The organism is Streptomyces sp. NPDC049887, from assembly GCF_040656535.1.
Lineage (GTDB): Bacteria > Actinomycetota > Actinomycetes > Streptomycetales > Streptomycetaceae > Streptomyces.
Genome location: NZ_JBFAMM010000019.1, coordinates 139,401 through 153,213, shown reverse-complemented (window position 1 = coordinate 153,213; position 13,813 = coordinate 139,401). Strand labels below are relative to the sequence as shown.

14 protein-coding genes are annotated in these 13,813 nt (G+C 69.9%); 8 read left to right on the top strand and 6 right to left on the bottom strand.

Translation table 11 applies throughout. From position 1 onward, the window contains the following. Positions 1-983: alkaline phosphatase D family protein (locus AB0J10_RS22935; protein ID WP_363064349.1), on the top strand; the 983-nt coding region annotated here is incomplete at its 5' end. Between the two features lie 476 nt (positions 984-1,459). Continuing rightward, complete coding sequence (locus AB0J10_RS22930) at positions 1,460-1,996, top strand: hypothetical protein (protein ID WP_363064348.1); 537 nt, start codon at positions 1,460-1,462, stop codon at positions 1,994-1,996. Between the two features lie 126 nt (positions 1,997-2,122). Here the strand turns inward: AB0J10_RS22930 and AB0J10_RS22925 are convergent, their stop codons facing one another. Both AB0J10_RS22925 and AB0J10_RS22920 read right to left on the bottom strand, forming a co-directional pair. Further along, positions 2,123-2,590 (bottom strand): hypothetical protein, encoded by a 468-nt coding sequence (locus AB0J10_RS22925; protein WP_363064347.1) that lies wholly within the window; start codon positions 2,588-2,590, stop codon positions 2,123-2,125. Positions 2,591-2,659: 69 nt separating this feature from the next. Further along, complete coding sequence (locus AB0J10_RS22920; RefSeq protein ID WP_363064346.1) at positions 2,660-3,787, bottom strand: NADH:flavin oxidoreductase; 1,128 nt, start codon at positions 3,785-3,787, stop codon at positions 2,660-2,662. A 115-nt stretch (positions 3,788-3,902) separates the two neighbouring features. Here AB0J10_RS22920 and AB0J10_RS22915 point away from each other — a divergent pair, with 115 nt between their 5' ends. Beyond that, the gene (locus AB0J10_RS22915; protein WP_363064345.1) at positions 3,903-4,334 is read left to right on the top strand and encodes a MarR family transcriptional regulator; all 432 of its coding nucleotides are present in this window, start codon (positions 3,903-3,905) and stop codon (positions 4,332-4,334) included. A gap of 200 nt (positions 4,335-4,534) precedes the next feature. Here the strand turns inward: AB0J10_RS22915 and AB0J10_RS22910 are convergent, their stop codons facing one another. Together AB0J10_RS22910 and AB0J10_RS22905 are read right to left on the bottom strand one after the other, a co-directional pair. Beyond that, positions 4,535-4,957 carry a hypothetical protein gene (locus AB0J10_RS22910; RefSeq protein WP_363064353.1) on the bottom strand — a complete coding sequence of 141 codons (423 nt, stop codon included), beginning with the start codon at positions 4,955-4,957 and terminating at the stop codon, positions 4,535-4,537. Between the two features lie 245 nt (positions 4,958-5,202). Further along, on the bottom strand, positions 5,203-6,366 hold the full coding sequence (locus AB0J10_RS22905; protein WP_363064344.1) for an NAD-dependent formate dehydrogenase: 1,164 nt from the start codon (positions 6,364-6,366) through the stop codon (positions 5,203-5,205). A gap of 159 nt (positions 6,367-6,525) precedes the next feature. On the opposite strand from AB0J10_RS22905, the gene AB0J10_RS22900 reads away from it, so the two are divergent. The 5 genes from AB0J10_RS22900 (at position 6,526) to fmdA (ending at position 9,815) form a co-directional block, all read left to right on the top strand. Further along, positions 6,526-6,990: a CrcB family protein gene (locus AB0J10_RS22900; RefSeq protein ID WP_363064343.1), complete on the top strand. Its 465-nt coding sequence runs from the start codon at positions 6,526-6,528 to the stop codon at positions 6,988-6,990. Then, positions 6,987-7,355 carry a fluoride efflux transporter CrcB gene (crcB, locus tag AB0J10_RS22895; protein WP_363064342.1) on the top strand — a complete coding sequence of 123 codons (369 nt, stop codon included), beginning with the start codon at positions 6,987-6,989 and terminating at the stop codon, positions 7,353-7,355. The genes AB0J10_RS22900 and crcB overlap by 4 nt, the downstream gene beginning before the upstream one ends. 184 nt (positions 7,356-7,539) lie before the next feature. Beyond that, complete coding sequence (locus AB0J10_RS22890; protein WP_363064341.1) at positions 7,540-7,818, top strand: FmdB family zinc ribbon protein; 279 nt, start codon at positions 7,540-7,542, stop codon at positions 7,816-7,818. Between the two features lie 84 nt (positions 7,819-7,902). Next, a complete protein-coding gene (locus tag AB0J10_RS22885) occupies positions 7,903-8,526 on the top strand; it encodes an AmiS/UreI family transporter (RefSeq protein WP_363064340.1) in 624 nt (207 codons plus the stop codon). A gap of 38 nt (positions 8,527-8,564) precedes the next feature. Beyond that, positions 8,565-9,815: a formamidase gene (gene fmdA, locus AB0J10_RS22880; protein ID WP_363064339.1), complete on the top strand. Its 1,251-nt coding sequence runs from the start codon at positions 8,565-8,567 to the stop codon at positions 9,813-9,815. Positions 9,816-9,981: 166 nt separating this feature from the next. Here the strand turns inward: fmdA and AB0J10_RS22875 are convergent, their stop codons facing one another. Together AB0J10_RS22875 and AB0J10_RS22870 are read right to left on the bottom strand one after the other, a co-directional pair. Continuing rightward, a complete protein-coding gene (locus AB0J10_RS22875; protein WP_363064338.1) occupies positions 9,982-10,665 on the bottom strand; it encodes a formyltransferase family protein in 684 nt (227 codons plus the stop codon). Further along, the gene (locus AB0J10_RS22870) at positions 10,662-13,811 is read right to left on the bottom strand and encodes a non-ribosomal peptide synthetase (RefSeq protein ID WP_363064337.1); all 3,150 of its coding nucleotides are present in this window, start codon (positions 13,809-13,811) and stop codon (positions 10,662-10,664) included. The genes AB0J10_RS22875 and AB0J10_RS22870 overlap by 4 nt, the downstream gene beginning before the upstream one ends. Between the last annotated feature and the right edge of the window lie 2 nt (positions 13,812-13,813).

Here is a 13,813-nt window from a genome sequence, read left to right as displayed (position 1 = left end):
TCCGGCACGGCAAGTACAAGACCGACACCGACCTCCAGGCACTGCACGCCGCCCATCCGCTCATCGCCATCTGGGACGACCACGAGATCGCCAACGACGCCTGGGCGGGCGGCGCGGAGAACCACACCCCCGGCACCGAGGGCGACTACGCGACCCGCGCCGCGGCCGCCAAACGGGCCTACTTCGAGTGGATGCCCGTGCGCACCTCCACCGAAGGCACCGTCTACCGCCGGCTGCGCTTCGGCAAACTGGCCGACCTGCACCTGCTCGACCTCCGCTCGTTCCGCTCCGAGCAGGCGTCCGTGGGCAGCGGCAAGGTCGACGACCCGGAGCGCACCATCACCGGCCGCGCCCAGCTGGACTGGCTCAAGTCCGGCCTCGCCTCGTCGGACGCCACCTGGAAGCTCGTGGGCACCTCGGTGATGATCTCACCGGTGGCCTTCGGCTCCGTGCCCGCGCATCTGCTGGGGCCGATCGCCGAACTGCTCGGCCTGCCCAAGGGGGGTCTCGCCGTCAACGTCGACCAGTGGGACGGCTACACGGACGACCGGAGGGAACTGCTGAAGCACCTGACGGACCGCGGGATCAAGAACACCGTCTTCCTCACCGGCGACATCCACATGGCCTGGGCCAACGACGTGCCCGTGAAGGCGGCCACCTACCCGCTGTCCCGGTCGGCCGCGACGGAGTTCGTGGTGGCGTCGGTGACCACCGAGAACCTGGACGACATCCTGCACGTCGCGCCCGGCACCGTCTCCCTGGTGGCGGCCACCGCCGTCAAGGTCGCGAACCGCCATGTGAAGTGGCTCGACATGGACCACCACGGCTACGGCGTCCTCGACGTGACCTCCGAACGGTCGCAGATGGACTACTACGTCCTGTCCGATCGGACGAAGACCGACGCGACGGCCCGCTGGGTCCGTTCCTACCGGACCCGCAGCGGAACCCAGCAGGTCGAGCGCGTCAACCAGCCGGTGCGCTGACGCGGAGGACGAGGGCCGCTGTGCGGGCGGCAGGGAGGAGCCGCGTGCTCGGGTCGTCCGGCGGCGGCCCGCCGCCACTGGTGCGGCCGCATGTTGCGGAGTCGGGGCAGGAGGGCTCGTCGGTGGCCCGTATGCGCCCGGGATGCAGAAGGGTCCTCAGCTTCTCGCACCCCTCGCCCGATTCGGACGGCCCGAGCGCGGACCGGCTGCGACCCCGAGCTGTCACGAGCGAAGCGGGCTCGGTGACAGCGGCCCGTGCAGGTACGCGCGGGTGGTTGCTCGCGGTTCCGCTCCCTGGAGTCGGCCGGAGGTTCAGGCCATGCCCGGTCGAACACGCCCGTCACCGGCAGGGTCTACGCTGGCCCGGTGGCCCACCGCACGCGCTTCAGGAGTCCGCACGCCCCCCGGCGCTCACCCAGTGGCCCTTCATTTGACGCACCCGGTACCGGATCGCGGAGTACGGACGAGAAGGACCCATGACCGACTGGGCAGACGCGATCAGCCGCATGGTCGATGCGCAGCGCGAGGTTCGCGAGATCGATCGTGAGCATCTGTGGTGCCACGGGCAGCCGGCTCCACCGGCGAGCCGAGAGCGGATCGGGCTGGTGCAAGCCCGGCGGGGCGTCGTCCTGGACTCGCAGTACGCGGAGTTCCTCGTCCACGCCGACGGCTGGCCCGCCTTCATGCAGGACGTGGACCTCTTCGGTACGTCGGACCTCTTGGGGGCACCGTTCGACGAAGCGGCCCGGTTGCTGTCCACGCTGGAGCCGGACGTGGTCGATGCCGGCGCTCTCGACGTGGCCGCGCTCATTCCCGTCGGGGCATCGCGAACCGGCATTGACCTGTTCGTCATGCCTCAGGCCGGTGGGAGTACCCCGAACCCGGTCATCTGGCTCGCAGGGCTCGAGGTCGAGCGATATGTCTCGTTCGAGGAGTTCTTCCCGGCGATGATCGAGGAGAACCTCGGGGAGGCAGCAGACCTTCGTGAGGGGCAGCGCGAGTCGGACGGTTGAGCCCTCTGCCGGTGCACGTTCGGCTGGGACACCTGACGTGGCCATGCCGTCCGGCGGACCCGGTGCCAGGGGGCGATGGTTCGGCCGGCGGAAGACGCCTTCCACTGCTTCCTGTCGGCCGGAGGTTCAGGCCATGCCCCGATCCGACCTTCCCTTCCCCGAGGTCGACGAGCCTGCTCCGGCCGTGCGGAGCGAGCGGCCCGGCCTGCCGGCCGTGGCGGGTACGTGGGTATACGGGACCCCACTCCGGTAGCCGTCCGCGACGCCTCGTCGCGGTGAGCGGTACAGCACCGGATCGCGGTCAGGGTCGACCGCGGTGGAGCGGAAGGCGCCGATGCAGGCCACGGAGGGCAGCACCTCGACGGGGCCGAACGCACCCGCGGTCCGGTCCGGGTACTCGCGGGAGGGCTGAACGAGATGGACCGGCGTGGTGGGAAAGGCGCGTTCGGCGGTCCGCAGGAGACCGCTGACCTTCAGGTCGTTGACGGGTTTGCACGGATGGCCCTCCGGCATTCCGCCGTAGGTCGAGGACAGCCGTACCTCGGAGAGCTCGATCGGACGGCCGGACCGGAGGACCATGCGGCTCAGCGACATGCCTGCACCCTACGCAGGAGATCAACGTCCGACATACGCCTCAGCTCAGTGTCTTCTCCGACATACGCCTCAGCTCAGTGTCTTCTGCGCCGTCGCGTCGTACGGCTTCAGCTCCTCGAACCGGCCCTCCAGGACCTTCGCCGCCCACTCCGGGTCCTGGAGCAGGGCGCGGCCGACGGCGACCAGGTCGAACTCGTCGCGCTCCATGCGGTCGAGCAGGTCGTCGATGCCCTGGACCGGGGCACCCTCGCCCATGAAAGCGCCGATGAAGTCGCCGTCCAGGCCGACCGAGCCGACGGTGATGGTGGGCCTGCCGGTCAGCTTCTTCGTCCAGCCCGCCAGGTTCAGGTCCGAGCCCTCGAACTCAGGGAGCCAGTAGCGACGGGTGGAGGCGTGGAAGGCGTCGACGCCGGCCGCTGCGAGCGGCGTCAGGATCGACTCCAGCTCCTCCGGGGTCTCGGCGAGCTTTGCCTCGTAAGCCTCCTGCTTCCACTGCGAGTAGCGGAAGATCACTGGGAAGTCGGGCGAGACGGCCTCGCGGACCGCGGTCACGATCTCGGCCGCGAACTTCGTACGCGCCACGGCGTCGCCGCCGTAGGCGTCCGTACGGCGGTTGGTCCTCTCCCACAGGAACTGGTCGAGGAGGTAGCCGTGGGCGCCGTGCAGTTCGACGCCGTCGAATCCGATGCGCTCGGCGGCCCCGGCGGCCTCGGCGAACGCGCCGATGACGTCGTCCAGGTCGCTCCGGGTCATCGCCTTGCCGGTGCCCTCGGTGCCGTCGACGCGAATGCCGGAGGGACCGACGGCGGGGGCGTCGGCGTAGGGCGGCTGGCCCTGCTTGCGCACCATGCCGATGTGCCACAGCTGCGGCACGATCGTGCCGCCCGCCGCGTGAACGGCCTCGGCGACCTGCGCCCACCCTGCCAGCTGCTCCTCATCGTGGAACCGGGGCACACGGTCACTCTGCCCGGCCGACTCGTGGCCGACGTAGGTCCCCTCGGTGACGATCAGGCCCACGCCCGCCGCGGCGCGACGGGCGTAGTAGGACCGCACGTCCTCACCGGGGACGCCGCCCGGGGAGAACATGCGCGTCATCGGCGCCATCGCGATGCGGTTCGGGACGGTCAGGCCGTTCAGTGCGACGGGCCGGGACAGGACCTCGGCCGCGCGGGAGGCGGGGGACGGAGTGACGGTCACGGGGGATGCTCCTCGCAGGTACTTGACAACCTTGATGCTTGAGAACTTCAGGCAATGAGGAGACGGTAGACGCAGATATTTGAGATCGTCAAGTTTCCTGGGTAGGGTGATCCCTATGACAGGACCTCCCCGCGTCGACACGGCCCAGCTCATGGAGCTGCTCTCGGTGTCGCTCGGCGCCTACTACGGCGACTTCACGATCGCGGCGGCGAGCGAGAACCTCACAGCGAGCCAGGGCAAGGCGCTGACCGTGCTGCGCAGGGGACCCGCCGCGATGCGCGCCCTGGCCGACACCATGACCTGCGACGCCTCCAACATCACCGGGATCATCGACCGGCTGGAGAAGCGCGGCCTCGTGCGCCGCGAGGCCAGCGCGTCCGACCGGCGCGTCAGGAACGTCGTCCTCACGGCCGAGGGTGAGCGTGTCACCGACGCGATCCGCGCGAGGATGCGCGCCACACAGGATGGCCTGGACAGGCTCAGCGACCAGGACCGGGACTGCCTCTACACCCTGCTGGAACGGGTCTTCGTCTCCCGATCCGCCTGACCGGGGGAGACCCGCGGCCGACCGTGTTGACCGGCCGGCCCGGGGCCCGGGGCCTGCGTCCGCCCCTCGTCGACCGGAACGCACCGGCGGAAGCCCGGCGGTTTCCGATGCCCGGTGCTCGTCAGTACGGGACCGCCCCGTTCGTGTCGTGACCCGAGAGCCGCTGGGCGGCGAATGGGATGATCAGGGCCCGTCGAGCGTCAGAGCGGTCCGCCGATCTCACACGCCTGGCAGGGCGGTCGGCCGCAGGTGCACTGCATGATCGCGTCGAGGACGTCGCGGTCGTGGTACAGGCACTCGTCCTTGCAGGTGTGGCGCGGAATGAACCCCGCCGGAATCTCGCCGGGCCACGGCTCGTGGCCGTCCCGGCAGCGGGCGAACCGCTCGGGGTCGGTGGAATGCAGATCGTGCATGCTCGACCGCGCCTCGTCCTCCAACTCCCGCACCCGCTCCACCAGGGCCTTCAGCTCTGTGGCGAGTCCGGCGTAACGGTCGGCGCCCGTCCTCACGTGTGCGGCGCGCAGGGCCATTGCTGCGTTGCCGAGAAATCTGCCGGCATCCTGAAGGTCGGTCACGTGATGCAACTGAATGCCGTTCACGCCCCGTACCCACACGGCGTCCATGCTGCTCACTGACCCACCTTCCCGGCGTTCCTTCGCCTTGTTCACCTGCGGAACAGTATGCGCGGCGCCGGCGCCCTCGCATAGTGAGAAAACAACAAACTATTCAAGGACGCTAAAACTCTCGCGGGTGCCCGTCCAGTGAATTCGGCGTGAGTCCGCTCACAGCCGCAAACGGGGCCTCGCGGCATAAGTGGATTCTCAGCCGCGGAATCCTCCGCTGATTTGTTGTCCGCGACTGTTGTTCGTTATCCGGCGACCGTGTAGGACTGCGCACCGGTCCCGGCGAGACCGCCGCCGTCGACGATCAGGTACTCCTGGCGGATGGGACGTCCGTCGAACCAGCACTCCAGGATCTCCCGCGTGCCGGCCGCGTAGCGTGCCTGTGCGGAGAGGGTCGACCCGGACACGTGCGGTGTCATCGCTTCGTGCGGCATGGTGCGCCAGGGATGGTCGGGCGGTGGTGGCTGTGGATACCACACGTCACCCGCGTAACCGGCCAGTCGGCCGCTGCTCAGGGCCCGCACCACCGCGTCCCGGTCGACGATCAGCGCGCGTGCCGTGTTGACGATGTACGAGCCGCGTCTCATGACCCCGATCAGCTCGTCGTCGAAGAGGTTCTGCGTCTGCGGATGCAGGGGGGTGTGGATCGACAGCACGTCGACCGAGGAGGCCAGGGAGCGGGCGTCGGGGTGGTACGTCAGCTCCAGTTCCTCCTCGACCTCCTTGGGGAGCCGGTGCACATCGCTGTAGTGCAGCCTGACATCGAACGGCTTGAGGCGGCGCAGCACCGCCTGGCCGATACGGCCGGAGCCGAGGACGCCGACGTCCATGCCCTCGATGTCGTAGTTGCGCGAGACGGCGTCGGCGATGTTCCAGCCCTTCTTCGTGGTCACCCACTCGTGGGCGGCCATGTAGTCGTGCACCAGGGTCAGAATCTGCATCACGGCGTGCTCGGACACGCTGATGCTGTTGCTGTAGGTGATCTCCGCCACCGTCATGCCGTGCGCGATGGCGCTCGGCAGGTCGACGTGGTCCGACCCGATCCCCGCCGTGATCGCGAGTCCGAGTCGGGGAGCCGCGGCGATCCGCTCGGGGGTCAGATAGGCGGGCCAGAAGGGCTGCGAGATCACCACGTCGGTGTCGGGCAGCTCGCGGTCGAGAGTGGAGTCCTCGCCCTCCTTGTCGGACGTGACGACGAACGTATGGCCGCGTTCCTCCAGGAAGCGGCGTAGTCCCAGTTCCCCCGACACGCAGCCGAGGAGCTGCCCCGGGGCGAAATCGACGGCTTGCGGGGTCGGCGCGGTCTGACCGCCCGGATAGCCGGTGATGGTGGGAATCCCGTCGCGGGCGTACTCGGGTGGATAGCCGCCCACGGGATCCGGATAGAGCACCGCAAGGATTTTTGCCATGGCCGTCCTCCATCGGTGTGGCCACTGAAACGGTAGACCGGTCGGGCCAGGAACCGGTCTGCACCGATGATCTTGAATATTAGTCGAGTGGGCATCGGCCCTGCAATCCCGTGGATAATGATGCGGGGTGTTCCGGTGGACAGAGATGCGGACGTTTCGTTGACGACTCGACGCGAGCCGTTCCGGGCCCGGGTGCCGGGCGATGTCCTGGCTGCGATCGGGCTGGGCGGGCTGCTTGGCGGGACGGGCCGTTACGCCCTGGGGCTGGCGTTTCCCACGTCCGCGGGGACGTTTCCGTTGACGACGTTCGCCGTCAATGTGTCCGGGGCGTTTCTGCTGGCGCTGCTGCTGGTGTATGTGATGGACGGCCGGAGGCGGTACCGGTACGCAAGGCCGTTCGCCGCCGTCGGGTTCCTCGGCTCGTACACCACGTTCTCGACGTGGATGGTCGACACCGATCGCCTTCTGGGCGACGGCCATTACACCCTCGCGGCCCTCAACGTGGTCGGCAGTCTGCTCGCCGGCCCGGCCGCCACCGTGCTGGGCCTGGCGGTCGGTCGCAAGGCAGTGAGCTGGACCGGCGGCCGCGCCCGGACCGGGAGCGGGTCCCGGAGGACGCGATGATCACCCTGCTCGGCGTCGGGGCGGCGGCGGCCCTCGGGGCGGTCGCGCGGTACATGCTCGACCAGTACGTGCAGTACCGGAAACCCGGTGCGTTCCCGCGTGGCACATGGCTGATCAACATCACGGGCTCGTTCGTCCTGGGGCTCTTCGTGGGCCTCTGGGCGCGGCACGGGCTCCCCGAGCAAGTCCTGACGATCGTCGGTGCCGGCTTCTGCGGGGCCTACACGACCTTTTCCACATTCAGCTACGAGCTGGTCCGCTTGTGCGAGCAGGGCCGAGTCGGGAAGTCGCTGCTCTACGGCGCGTCGAGCCTCGCGGTGGGACTGCCCGCCGCTGCGGCCGGGTTCGCCGCCGGGACGTTCTGAGGCCGTGGTCGGACCGTCCTGAGAACGCCGTCGGGGAACAGCGCGGCCCGGATGTCCGGGTCTTGACACGCGGATTCGCGAGTCGTCTCCTGGAAGGAGAAGACACGTCGTGGCACACGCTGATCAGAGCGACCGCCACACTTCATCTGGTTTGCCAGCACCTACCGGCACCCGGAGGCTGCTGATGGCAACCTACGAATACCTATGCAGCCGTTGCGGGCCTTTCGACGTGAAATTGGCGATCGGAACAGCGCCCACCAGCCACGGCTGCCCTGTTTGCTCGGGCACCGCACGACGCGTGTACTCCTCGCCCGGCCTCGCGCTGACCCCGAACACGGTCGCCGCCCTCCACGAGCGGGACGAGCGTTCCCGCGACGCCCCGGCAGTGGTCTCCGAAGTGCCGCCGGGCGAAAGGGTGCCACGGCGCCCGCATCCCGCCCTCTCGCGGTTGCCGCGACCCTGAGGGCGGTGGTCGCCAAGGCAGAGAACGTTGTCAGACGGGTTCCGGTGGTTCCGTCTCCCTACGGCCTGAGGAGGTGCGTCCCCGGTGGGCAACGTGGGACTGCTCTTCGTCGGTGCGGTGCTCTTCATCAACGGCTTGCTGCTTCTCGGAAAGGTTGACGCCAAAGCGGGAGCGGTGTTCAACCTCTTCATAGGCGCACTGCAGGTACTGACGCCGACCTACCTCATCTTCACCGCCGGCGACGACCCCATGAAGATCCTGGCGGCGTCCGGCATCTATCTGTTCGGCTTCACCTACCTCTACGTGGGTATCGGCCTGCTCACCGGTCTCGACAGCACCGGTGTCGGCTACTACTCGCTGTTCGTGGCCGTCTCGGCCCTGGGGTACGCGTTCGTCAACTTCCGGCTCCTCAAGGACCAGGCCTTCGGCGTCATCTGGATCTACTGGGCCTTCCTGTGGTTCCTGTTCTTCCTGCTGCTCGGCCTCAAGATGGACGCCCTCAGGGAATACACGGGCTGGGTCACGGCCATTCAGGGCTGGGTCACCGGAGTGATTCCCGCCGGGCTGCTGCTCTCCGGCTACTGGAAGCACCCCACCGAGATCGCCATTGCTCTGGCGGTGTTCGGCGTCGTGGTGTTCGCGGCGCTGTGGCCGCTCACCCGGGGTTCACGGCACCCTGCCCCCGCGACTCCGGGGTCAGAACCATGATCACACCAATGTGACCTGATCGGAACTAAGGAGCTGTCATGCCCGAAGTGGTATTCAGTGTGGACCAGAGCAAGTCGATGCGTGAACAGGATGTTCCCGGGCACAACAGGTGGCACCCGGACGTCCCCACAGTCGCGATGGTGAAGCCGGGAGCGGAGTTCCGCGTGGAGTGCCGTGACTGGACCGACTGCCAGGTGGGCAACAACGACTCCGCCAACGACGTACGCGACATCGACCTGACCATCCCCCATATGCTCAGCGGCCCGATAGGCGTGGAGGGCGCCGAACCCGGCGACCTGCTCGTCGTCGACATCCTCGACCTCGGTCCCGTACCGCAGCAGACCGGCGACATGGCGGGCCAGAACTGGGGCTACACCGGCATCTTCGCCAAGGCCAACGGTGGCGGCTTCTTGACGGACTACTTCCCGGACGCCTACAAGGCGATCTGGGACTTCCACGGGCAGCAGGCCGTGTCCCGTCATCTGCCCGGGATCCGCTTCACGGGGATCACCCACCCCGGGCTGTTCGGAACAGCACCGTCGGCCGAGATGCTCGCTCGCTGGAACACCCGTGAGAAGGCGCTGATCGACACCGACCCGAACCGGGTCCCGCCACTCGCCGTACCTCCGGACGCCACCAACGCCCTCGCCGGCACGGCGACCGGCGACCTCGCCGATCGCATCGCAGCGGAGGGCGCCCGTACGGTGCCGGCCCGCGAGAACGGAGGCAACCACGACATCAAGAACTTCACACGCGGCTCAAGGGTCTACTACCCCGTACACGTCAAGGACGCCAAGCTCTCCGGAGGCGACCTGCACTTCAGCCAAGGCGACGGAGAGATCACGTTCTGTGGAGCCATCGAGATGGGCGGCTTCATCGACTTCCACGTCGACCTGATCAAGGGCGGCATGGAGACGTACGGCATCTCCACCAACCCCGTGTTCGTCCCGGGCAACGTCGAGCCCAGGTACACGGAGTTCCTCACCTTCATCGGGATCTCCGTCGACCACGACACCGACACCAACTTCTATCTGGACGCGACGCTGGCCTACCGCCGGGCCTGCCTCAACGCCGTCGAGTACTTCAAGAAGTTCGGCTACAGCGGAGAGCAGGCCTACCTGCTCATCGGCTCCGCCCCCATCGAGGGACGCATCAGCGGCATCGTCGACATTCCCAACGCCTGTTGCTCGCTGTACGTCCCCACCGCCATATTCGACTTCGACGTCCGGCCAACCGCTGAAGGCCCGATGAAGGCCGACCGCGGCAAGTGCGCGGTGAGCACCGCCTGATCCGCAGCGGACGACCAAGCGGCCCCGCAGCCGGAAGGACTGGCGGGGCCCTGCGGTACGGGGCTCGGTCCCCCGCTAGCTCAGGGCGATGGATCACCGCCGCGAGTACGCTGCGCGGACGGACGGCGACCCTGCCGTGGGTGACCCCGCGGGAAGCGCGGTCGCTTCACCGCAGGACGGCAGCGAGCTCCGGGAGGTAGTCCGCCAGGAAGCCCAGGTCGGTGGCCCGGCCGAAATCCGGGTGGTCCCGGTGCCGGGGCAGCCGGGCCAGTTCCCTGCGGCCGAAGTAGCCACTGGGACCGGCCCCGCTGGGGCGGGCCGGTTCGCCGTTCCAGGCAGGGTCGGCCGCCACCAGGGGGAGACATCGCTCGAAGAGCCGGTGGCAGATCTGCAGCCCGCGGCGCAGAACCGTGTGGAACGGCTCGTCGGGCCCGATCGGATAGCGGTCGGCGGCCAGTACGGGTCCGGTGTCGATTCCCGCGTCCACCTGGTGGAGGGTCGCGGCGAACTCCCGCTCGTCACGCAGCATGGCGTAGACCAGGGCCACTTCCGGCAGCCCCCGATAGGCGGGCAGCGGACCGTGGTGGACGTTGAGGACGCGCAGCCCGCTGGACAGCACCGGTGCACGGAAGATGATCCGGTTGTTCAGCGACCAGACGACGCCGTCCGTGCTGGCGGCGACCAGCTCGGCCGCCACGGAGTTGACGTCCGCGGCGGCACGGAAGGGAACGTCGGGCCGAACGGCGTTCGGGGCCGGGGGAGGCCCGCAGACCAGGTCCACGGTCAGGCCGCTGTCGAGGGTGTGCTGAACGGCGCGCCACAGGAGGGCGCCCTCGCCGACGAAGATCATGACTCGCTCCGCAGCGCCTCTACGGCCCCGACCACCCGGCCGAGCGTCAGTTTGTCGCTCAGGGGGCCGAGTCGGGTCAGGAACCGCTGCTCCGCGTCCCTCCCCAGCAGCTCCTGGCCCAGCGCGGCCAGCATCTCCAGGACGGCCAGCGAGTCGCCGCCCAGAGCGTGGAAGTCGGACGAGGCGTCGAGGTCCGCGGCGTCGCAGCGCAGGACACGGGCCCAGATCCCGGCCGTCACCGCGGCCACACCGGGGTCCGGCTCGTCTGCCGCCCCCTCGGGACGCGGTCCGTTGGCGGGGTCCTGGACGTCGGGCGCCCCCGTGGGAGCGGGTGCCCCGTCGAAGGGGTTCGGCAGCGCGCCGCGATCGGTCTTGCCGCTGGCCGTCTCCGGCAGCCGGATGACCGCACACATCACCGTGGGCACCAGGTGGGACGGCAGCGAGCGCTCGAGAACCGCTCGTACGGCCGCCTCGTCGAAGGCAGCAGCGCCCCGGACCGGCACCACGAAAGCGCACAGCGCCTGCGCGCCGGTGTCGTTCCTGCGGCGGGCGACCACCGCGGCCTGCGCGATGTCCGGCAGAGCGGTGAGCGCGGCCTCGACCTCGCCCGGCTCGACTCGGTGACCGCGGATCTTCACCTGGGAGTCGATCCGCCCGGCGTACTCCAGCTGACCGTCGGGCAGGCGGAGCACCAGATCACCCGTGCGGTAGGCGCGCCGGCCGTCCGGGAGGTAGACGAAACGTTCGGCCGTCAGGTCGGGGCGGCCGAGATAGCCGCGGGCCAACTGGACGCCGGTCACATGGAGTTCACCCAGCTCGCCGTCCGGGACTTCCTGTCCCCGCTCGTCGAGTACGGCCACGGACGTGCGGTGCACCGGCACTCCGATCGGTGCGGACGGGCGTCCGGTGCCGTCGTCGACGACGGCGACGGTGCAGGCCACCGTGGCCTCGGTGGGGCCGTAGACGTTCACGAAGAGGCAGTCGGGTCCGAAGGACGCGCGTGCCCGGATGCTGCTCGCAGTGGTGAGGTTCTCGCCGCCGGACTGGAGGGCGCGGATGTTCGTGGCGCGGATTCCGAGGCGCCAGGCGAGATCGAGATGGGTCGGCGTCATCCCGAGGGTGTTGGCCAGGCGTCCGGAGAACAACTCGCGCAGCTTGACGTGGTCGAGCTCACCGGGCATCGGCACGACGGCACCGCCGTGCACGAGGGGCGGGAAGATCTGCATGACCGAGAGGTCGAACGCGGGGGAGAAGGAGTACGCGGCCCGGGTCTCCTCGTCGCAGCGCATGAAGGGGGCGATCCACCCGACGACGTTGGTCAGGCTGCGGTGCTCGACCTGGACGCCCTTGGGCCTGCCGGTGGAGCCCGAGGTGTAGATGACGTACGCCAGATCGTCGGGGCCGGGAGCGGCGGCGGCGAGGGCCGCGCGGCCCTGCTCGTCGACGGTCGCTCCGTCGCCCGCGACGTGTTCGAGGAGGAGCGTCGTGCAACCGCTGCCCTGAGCCCGGTGCCGCGAGGCCGTCTCCGCGAGGCAGATGCGAGCCCCCGCGTCGCGCAGCAGTTCCTCGACCCGCCGCGCCGGATTGCGTACGTCGACGGGCAGGAAGGCGGCGCCCGCCTTCAGTACGCCCCAGACCCCGGCCAGGCCCGCCGCCGAACGGTCCGCCAGGACTCCGACGACCTCGCCGCGCCGGACGCCGCGGGCGAGCAGTTCGACCGCGACGGCGTCGGAGCGACGGTCCAGTTCCGCGTACGACCACCGCAGCCCGTCGCCGAGCACCGCGGGTGCGTCCGGTCGGCGGGCGACCTGCGCCCGGAACAGCTGCACCACCGAGCCGTCCAGTGCCGGGAGGCCGCCGGGGCCGGGCGCGAGCAGCAGCTCGGCGGCGCCGGGCTCCCGCGCTGCCGGGGGCGGCGTGCACGAGGCCGGCGCGTCCGCACCCAGCGCGGAGTCGATGCGATCCAGCAGGGCCTCGCAGCGCTCGCCGACGTCAGCGGCTCCACGGGCGGAGATCACGAGCTCGATGTGCTCGGGCAGTTCCATCAGCGCGATGCTGACCGGTACCAGGGGAGCGTGCACCGGCAGGGCGTACACGGTCGTCGCGGTGAACTCCCCGGCGCTGAAGTCGGCCGGCGCCAGACGGCCGGCGTTCGACACGATGGCCGACGCCGGGTACCGGTGCCGTACCGAGGCGGCGGCCCGTGACGCGCCCACCAGGGCCGCCGCCGCCGGAAGCGGAAGGCGCGCCAGGGCCGCTTCCGCGCCGGCCGCCAGTTCCCGCCGGGAGGCCAGCTCGCCCAGCAACCTCCGGTGCACGGCGTTCGCGCTCTGGCCGGACGGCACGTCCAGGAACACCGGCAGGGCCAGATTGGCCGTCGACGACACCCCGGGGTCGTGACGTCGCAGGTCCACGGGCACCATGATCCGTGCCCCCGGGCCGGGTACGCCCGCCGCGATCGCGGCCGCCACCTTGGCGGCCAGCGCCGGGTGTCGGCCCGCCACCGTACGCCGCCGCCACACCGAACCGCTGCCGGGCCGGCCGCCGAGCGGTGAGCGCTGGTCGAGTCCGAGACGGGGCCGCTGCCCGGTCCTGCCCACCGCCGCCAGAAGCCCGTAGTCGGTCAGCGGGTCCGCCGCGCGCCGCGGGGGTTCACCTCGCAGGGCCCGGAACACCTCCGTGGCCCACAACGAGACGCCCTTGAGGTCCATCACGGCGTGGGACGCCCTGAAGACCACGGTGCCGGGTTCGCCGGTGAGCAGCAGCACTTCGCAGCCCGGGCGGTCCTCGGCATTGGCGAGCGGGGTGACGAGCTCCGGCGGTCCCGTGAGCGCCGTGCGGTCGAACGACGTTCCTTCGACGACCACGACCCGTGGGGCACGTCCGCTGTCGACCCACATCCTGCCCCGGCGCGTCAACCGCGAGCCGGGGCATGACGGCGAGACCTCGGCCACGGCACGGCCGAGGGCCAGGGCGTCGATCGGCCCGGTGCCCTCGACCACCAGCTGGAGCACCAGCAGTTCGCCGCCGAGCCGGGCGGCGGCAAGGTAGGACCACTCGGTGGGGGAGACGGGGCGGCGGAACGTCGCCCGGCCGGGGGACCCGGTGCCGGCACCGCCGTCCACGGCGATGTGCTGCCTGCTCATGA

Excerpts from the sequence above, each read along its gene's own strand:
- AB0J10_RS22925 (WP_363064347.1), bottom strand. The coding sequence starts at position 2,590 with ATGTCGCTGAGCCGCATGGTCCTCCGGTCCGGCCGTCCGATCGAGCTC.
- AB0J10_RS22910 (WP_363064353.1), bottom strand. The coding sequence starts at position 4,957 with ATGGACGCCGTGTGGGTACGGGGCGTGAACGGCATTCAGTTGCATCAC.
- AB0J10_RS22930 (WP_363064348.1), top strand. The coding sequence starts at position 1,460 with ATGACCGACTGGGCAGACGCGATCAGCCGCATGGTCGATGCGCAGCGC.
- AB0J10_RS22890 (WP_363064341.1), top strand. The coding sequence starts at position 7,540 with ATGGCAACCTACGAATACCTATGCAGCCGTTGCGGGCCTTTCGACGTG.
- crcB (WP_363064342.1), top strand. The coding sequence starts at position 6,987 with ATGATCACCCTGCTCGGCGTCGGGGCGGCGGCGGCCCTCGGGGCGGTC.
- AB0J10_RS22870 (WP_363064337.1), bottom strand. The coding sequence starts at position 13,811 with ATGAGCAGGCAGCACATCGCCGTGGACGGCGGTGCCGGCACCGGGTCC.
- AB0J10_RS22875 (WP_363064338.1), bottom strand. The coding sequence starts at position 10,665 with ATGATCTTCGTCGGCGAGGGCGCCCTCCTGTGGCGCGCCGTTCAGCAC.
- AB0J10_RS22915 (WP_363064345.1), top strand. The coding sequence starts at position 3,903 with ATGACAGGACCTCCCCGCGTCGACACGGCCCAGCTCATGGAGCTGCTC.
- AB0J10_RS22905 (WP_363064344.1), bottom strand. The coding sequence starts at position 6,366 with ATGGCAAAAATCCTTGCGGTGCTCTATCCGGATCCCGTGGGCGGCTAT.
- fmdA (WP_363064339.1), top strand. The coding sequence starts at position 8,565 with ATGCCCGAAGTGGTATTCAGTGTGGACCAGAGCAAGTCGATGCGTGAA.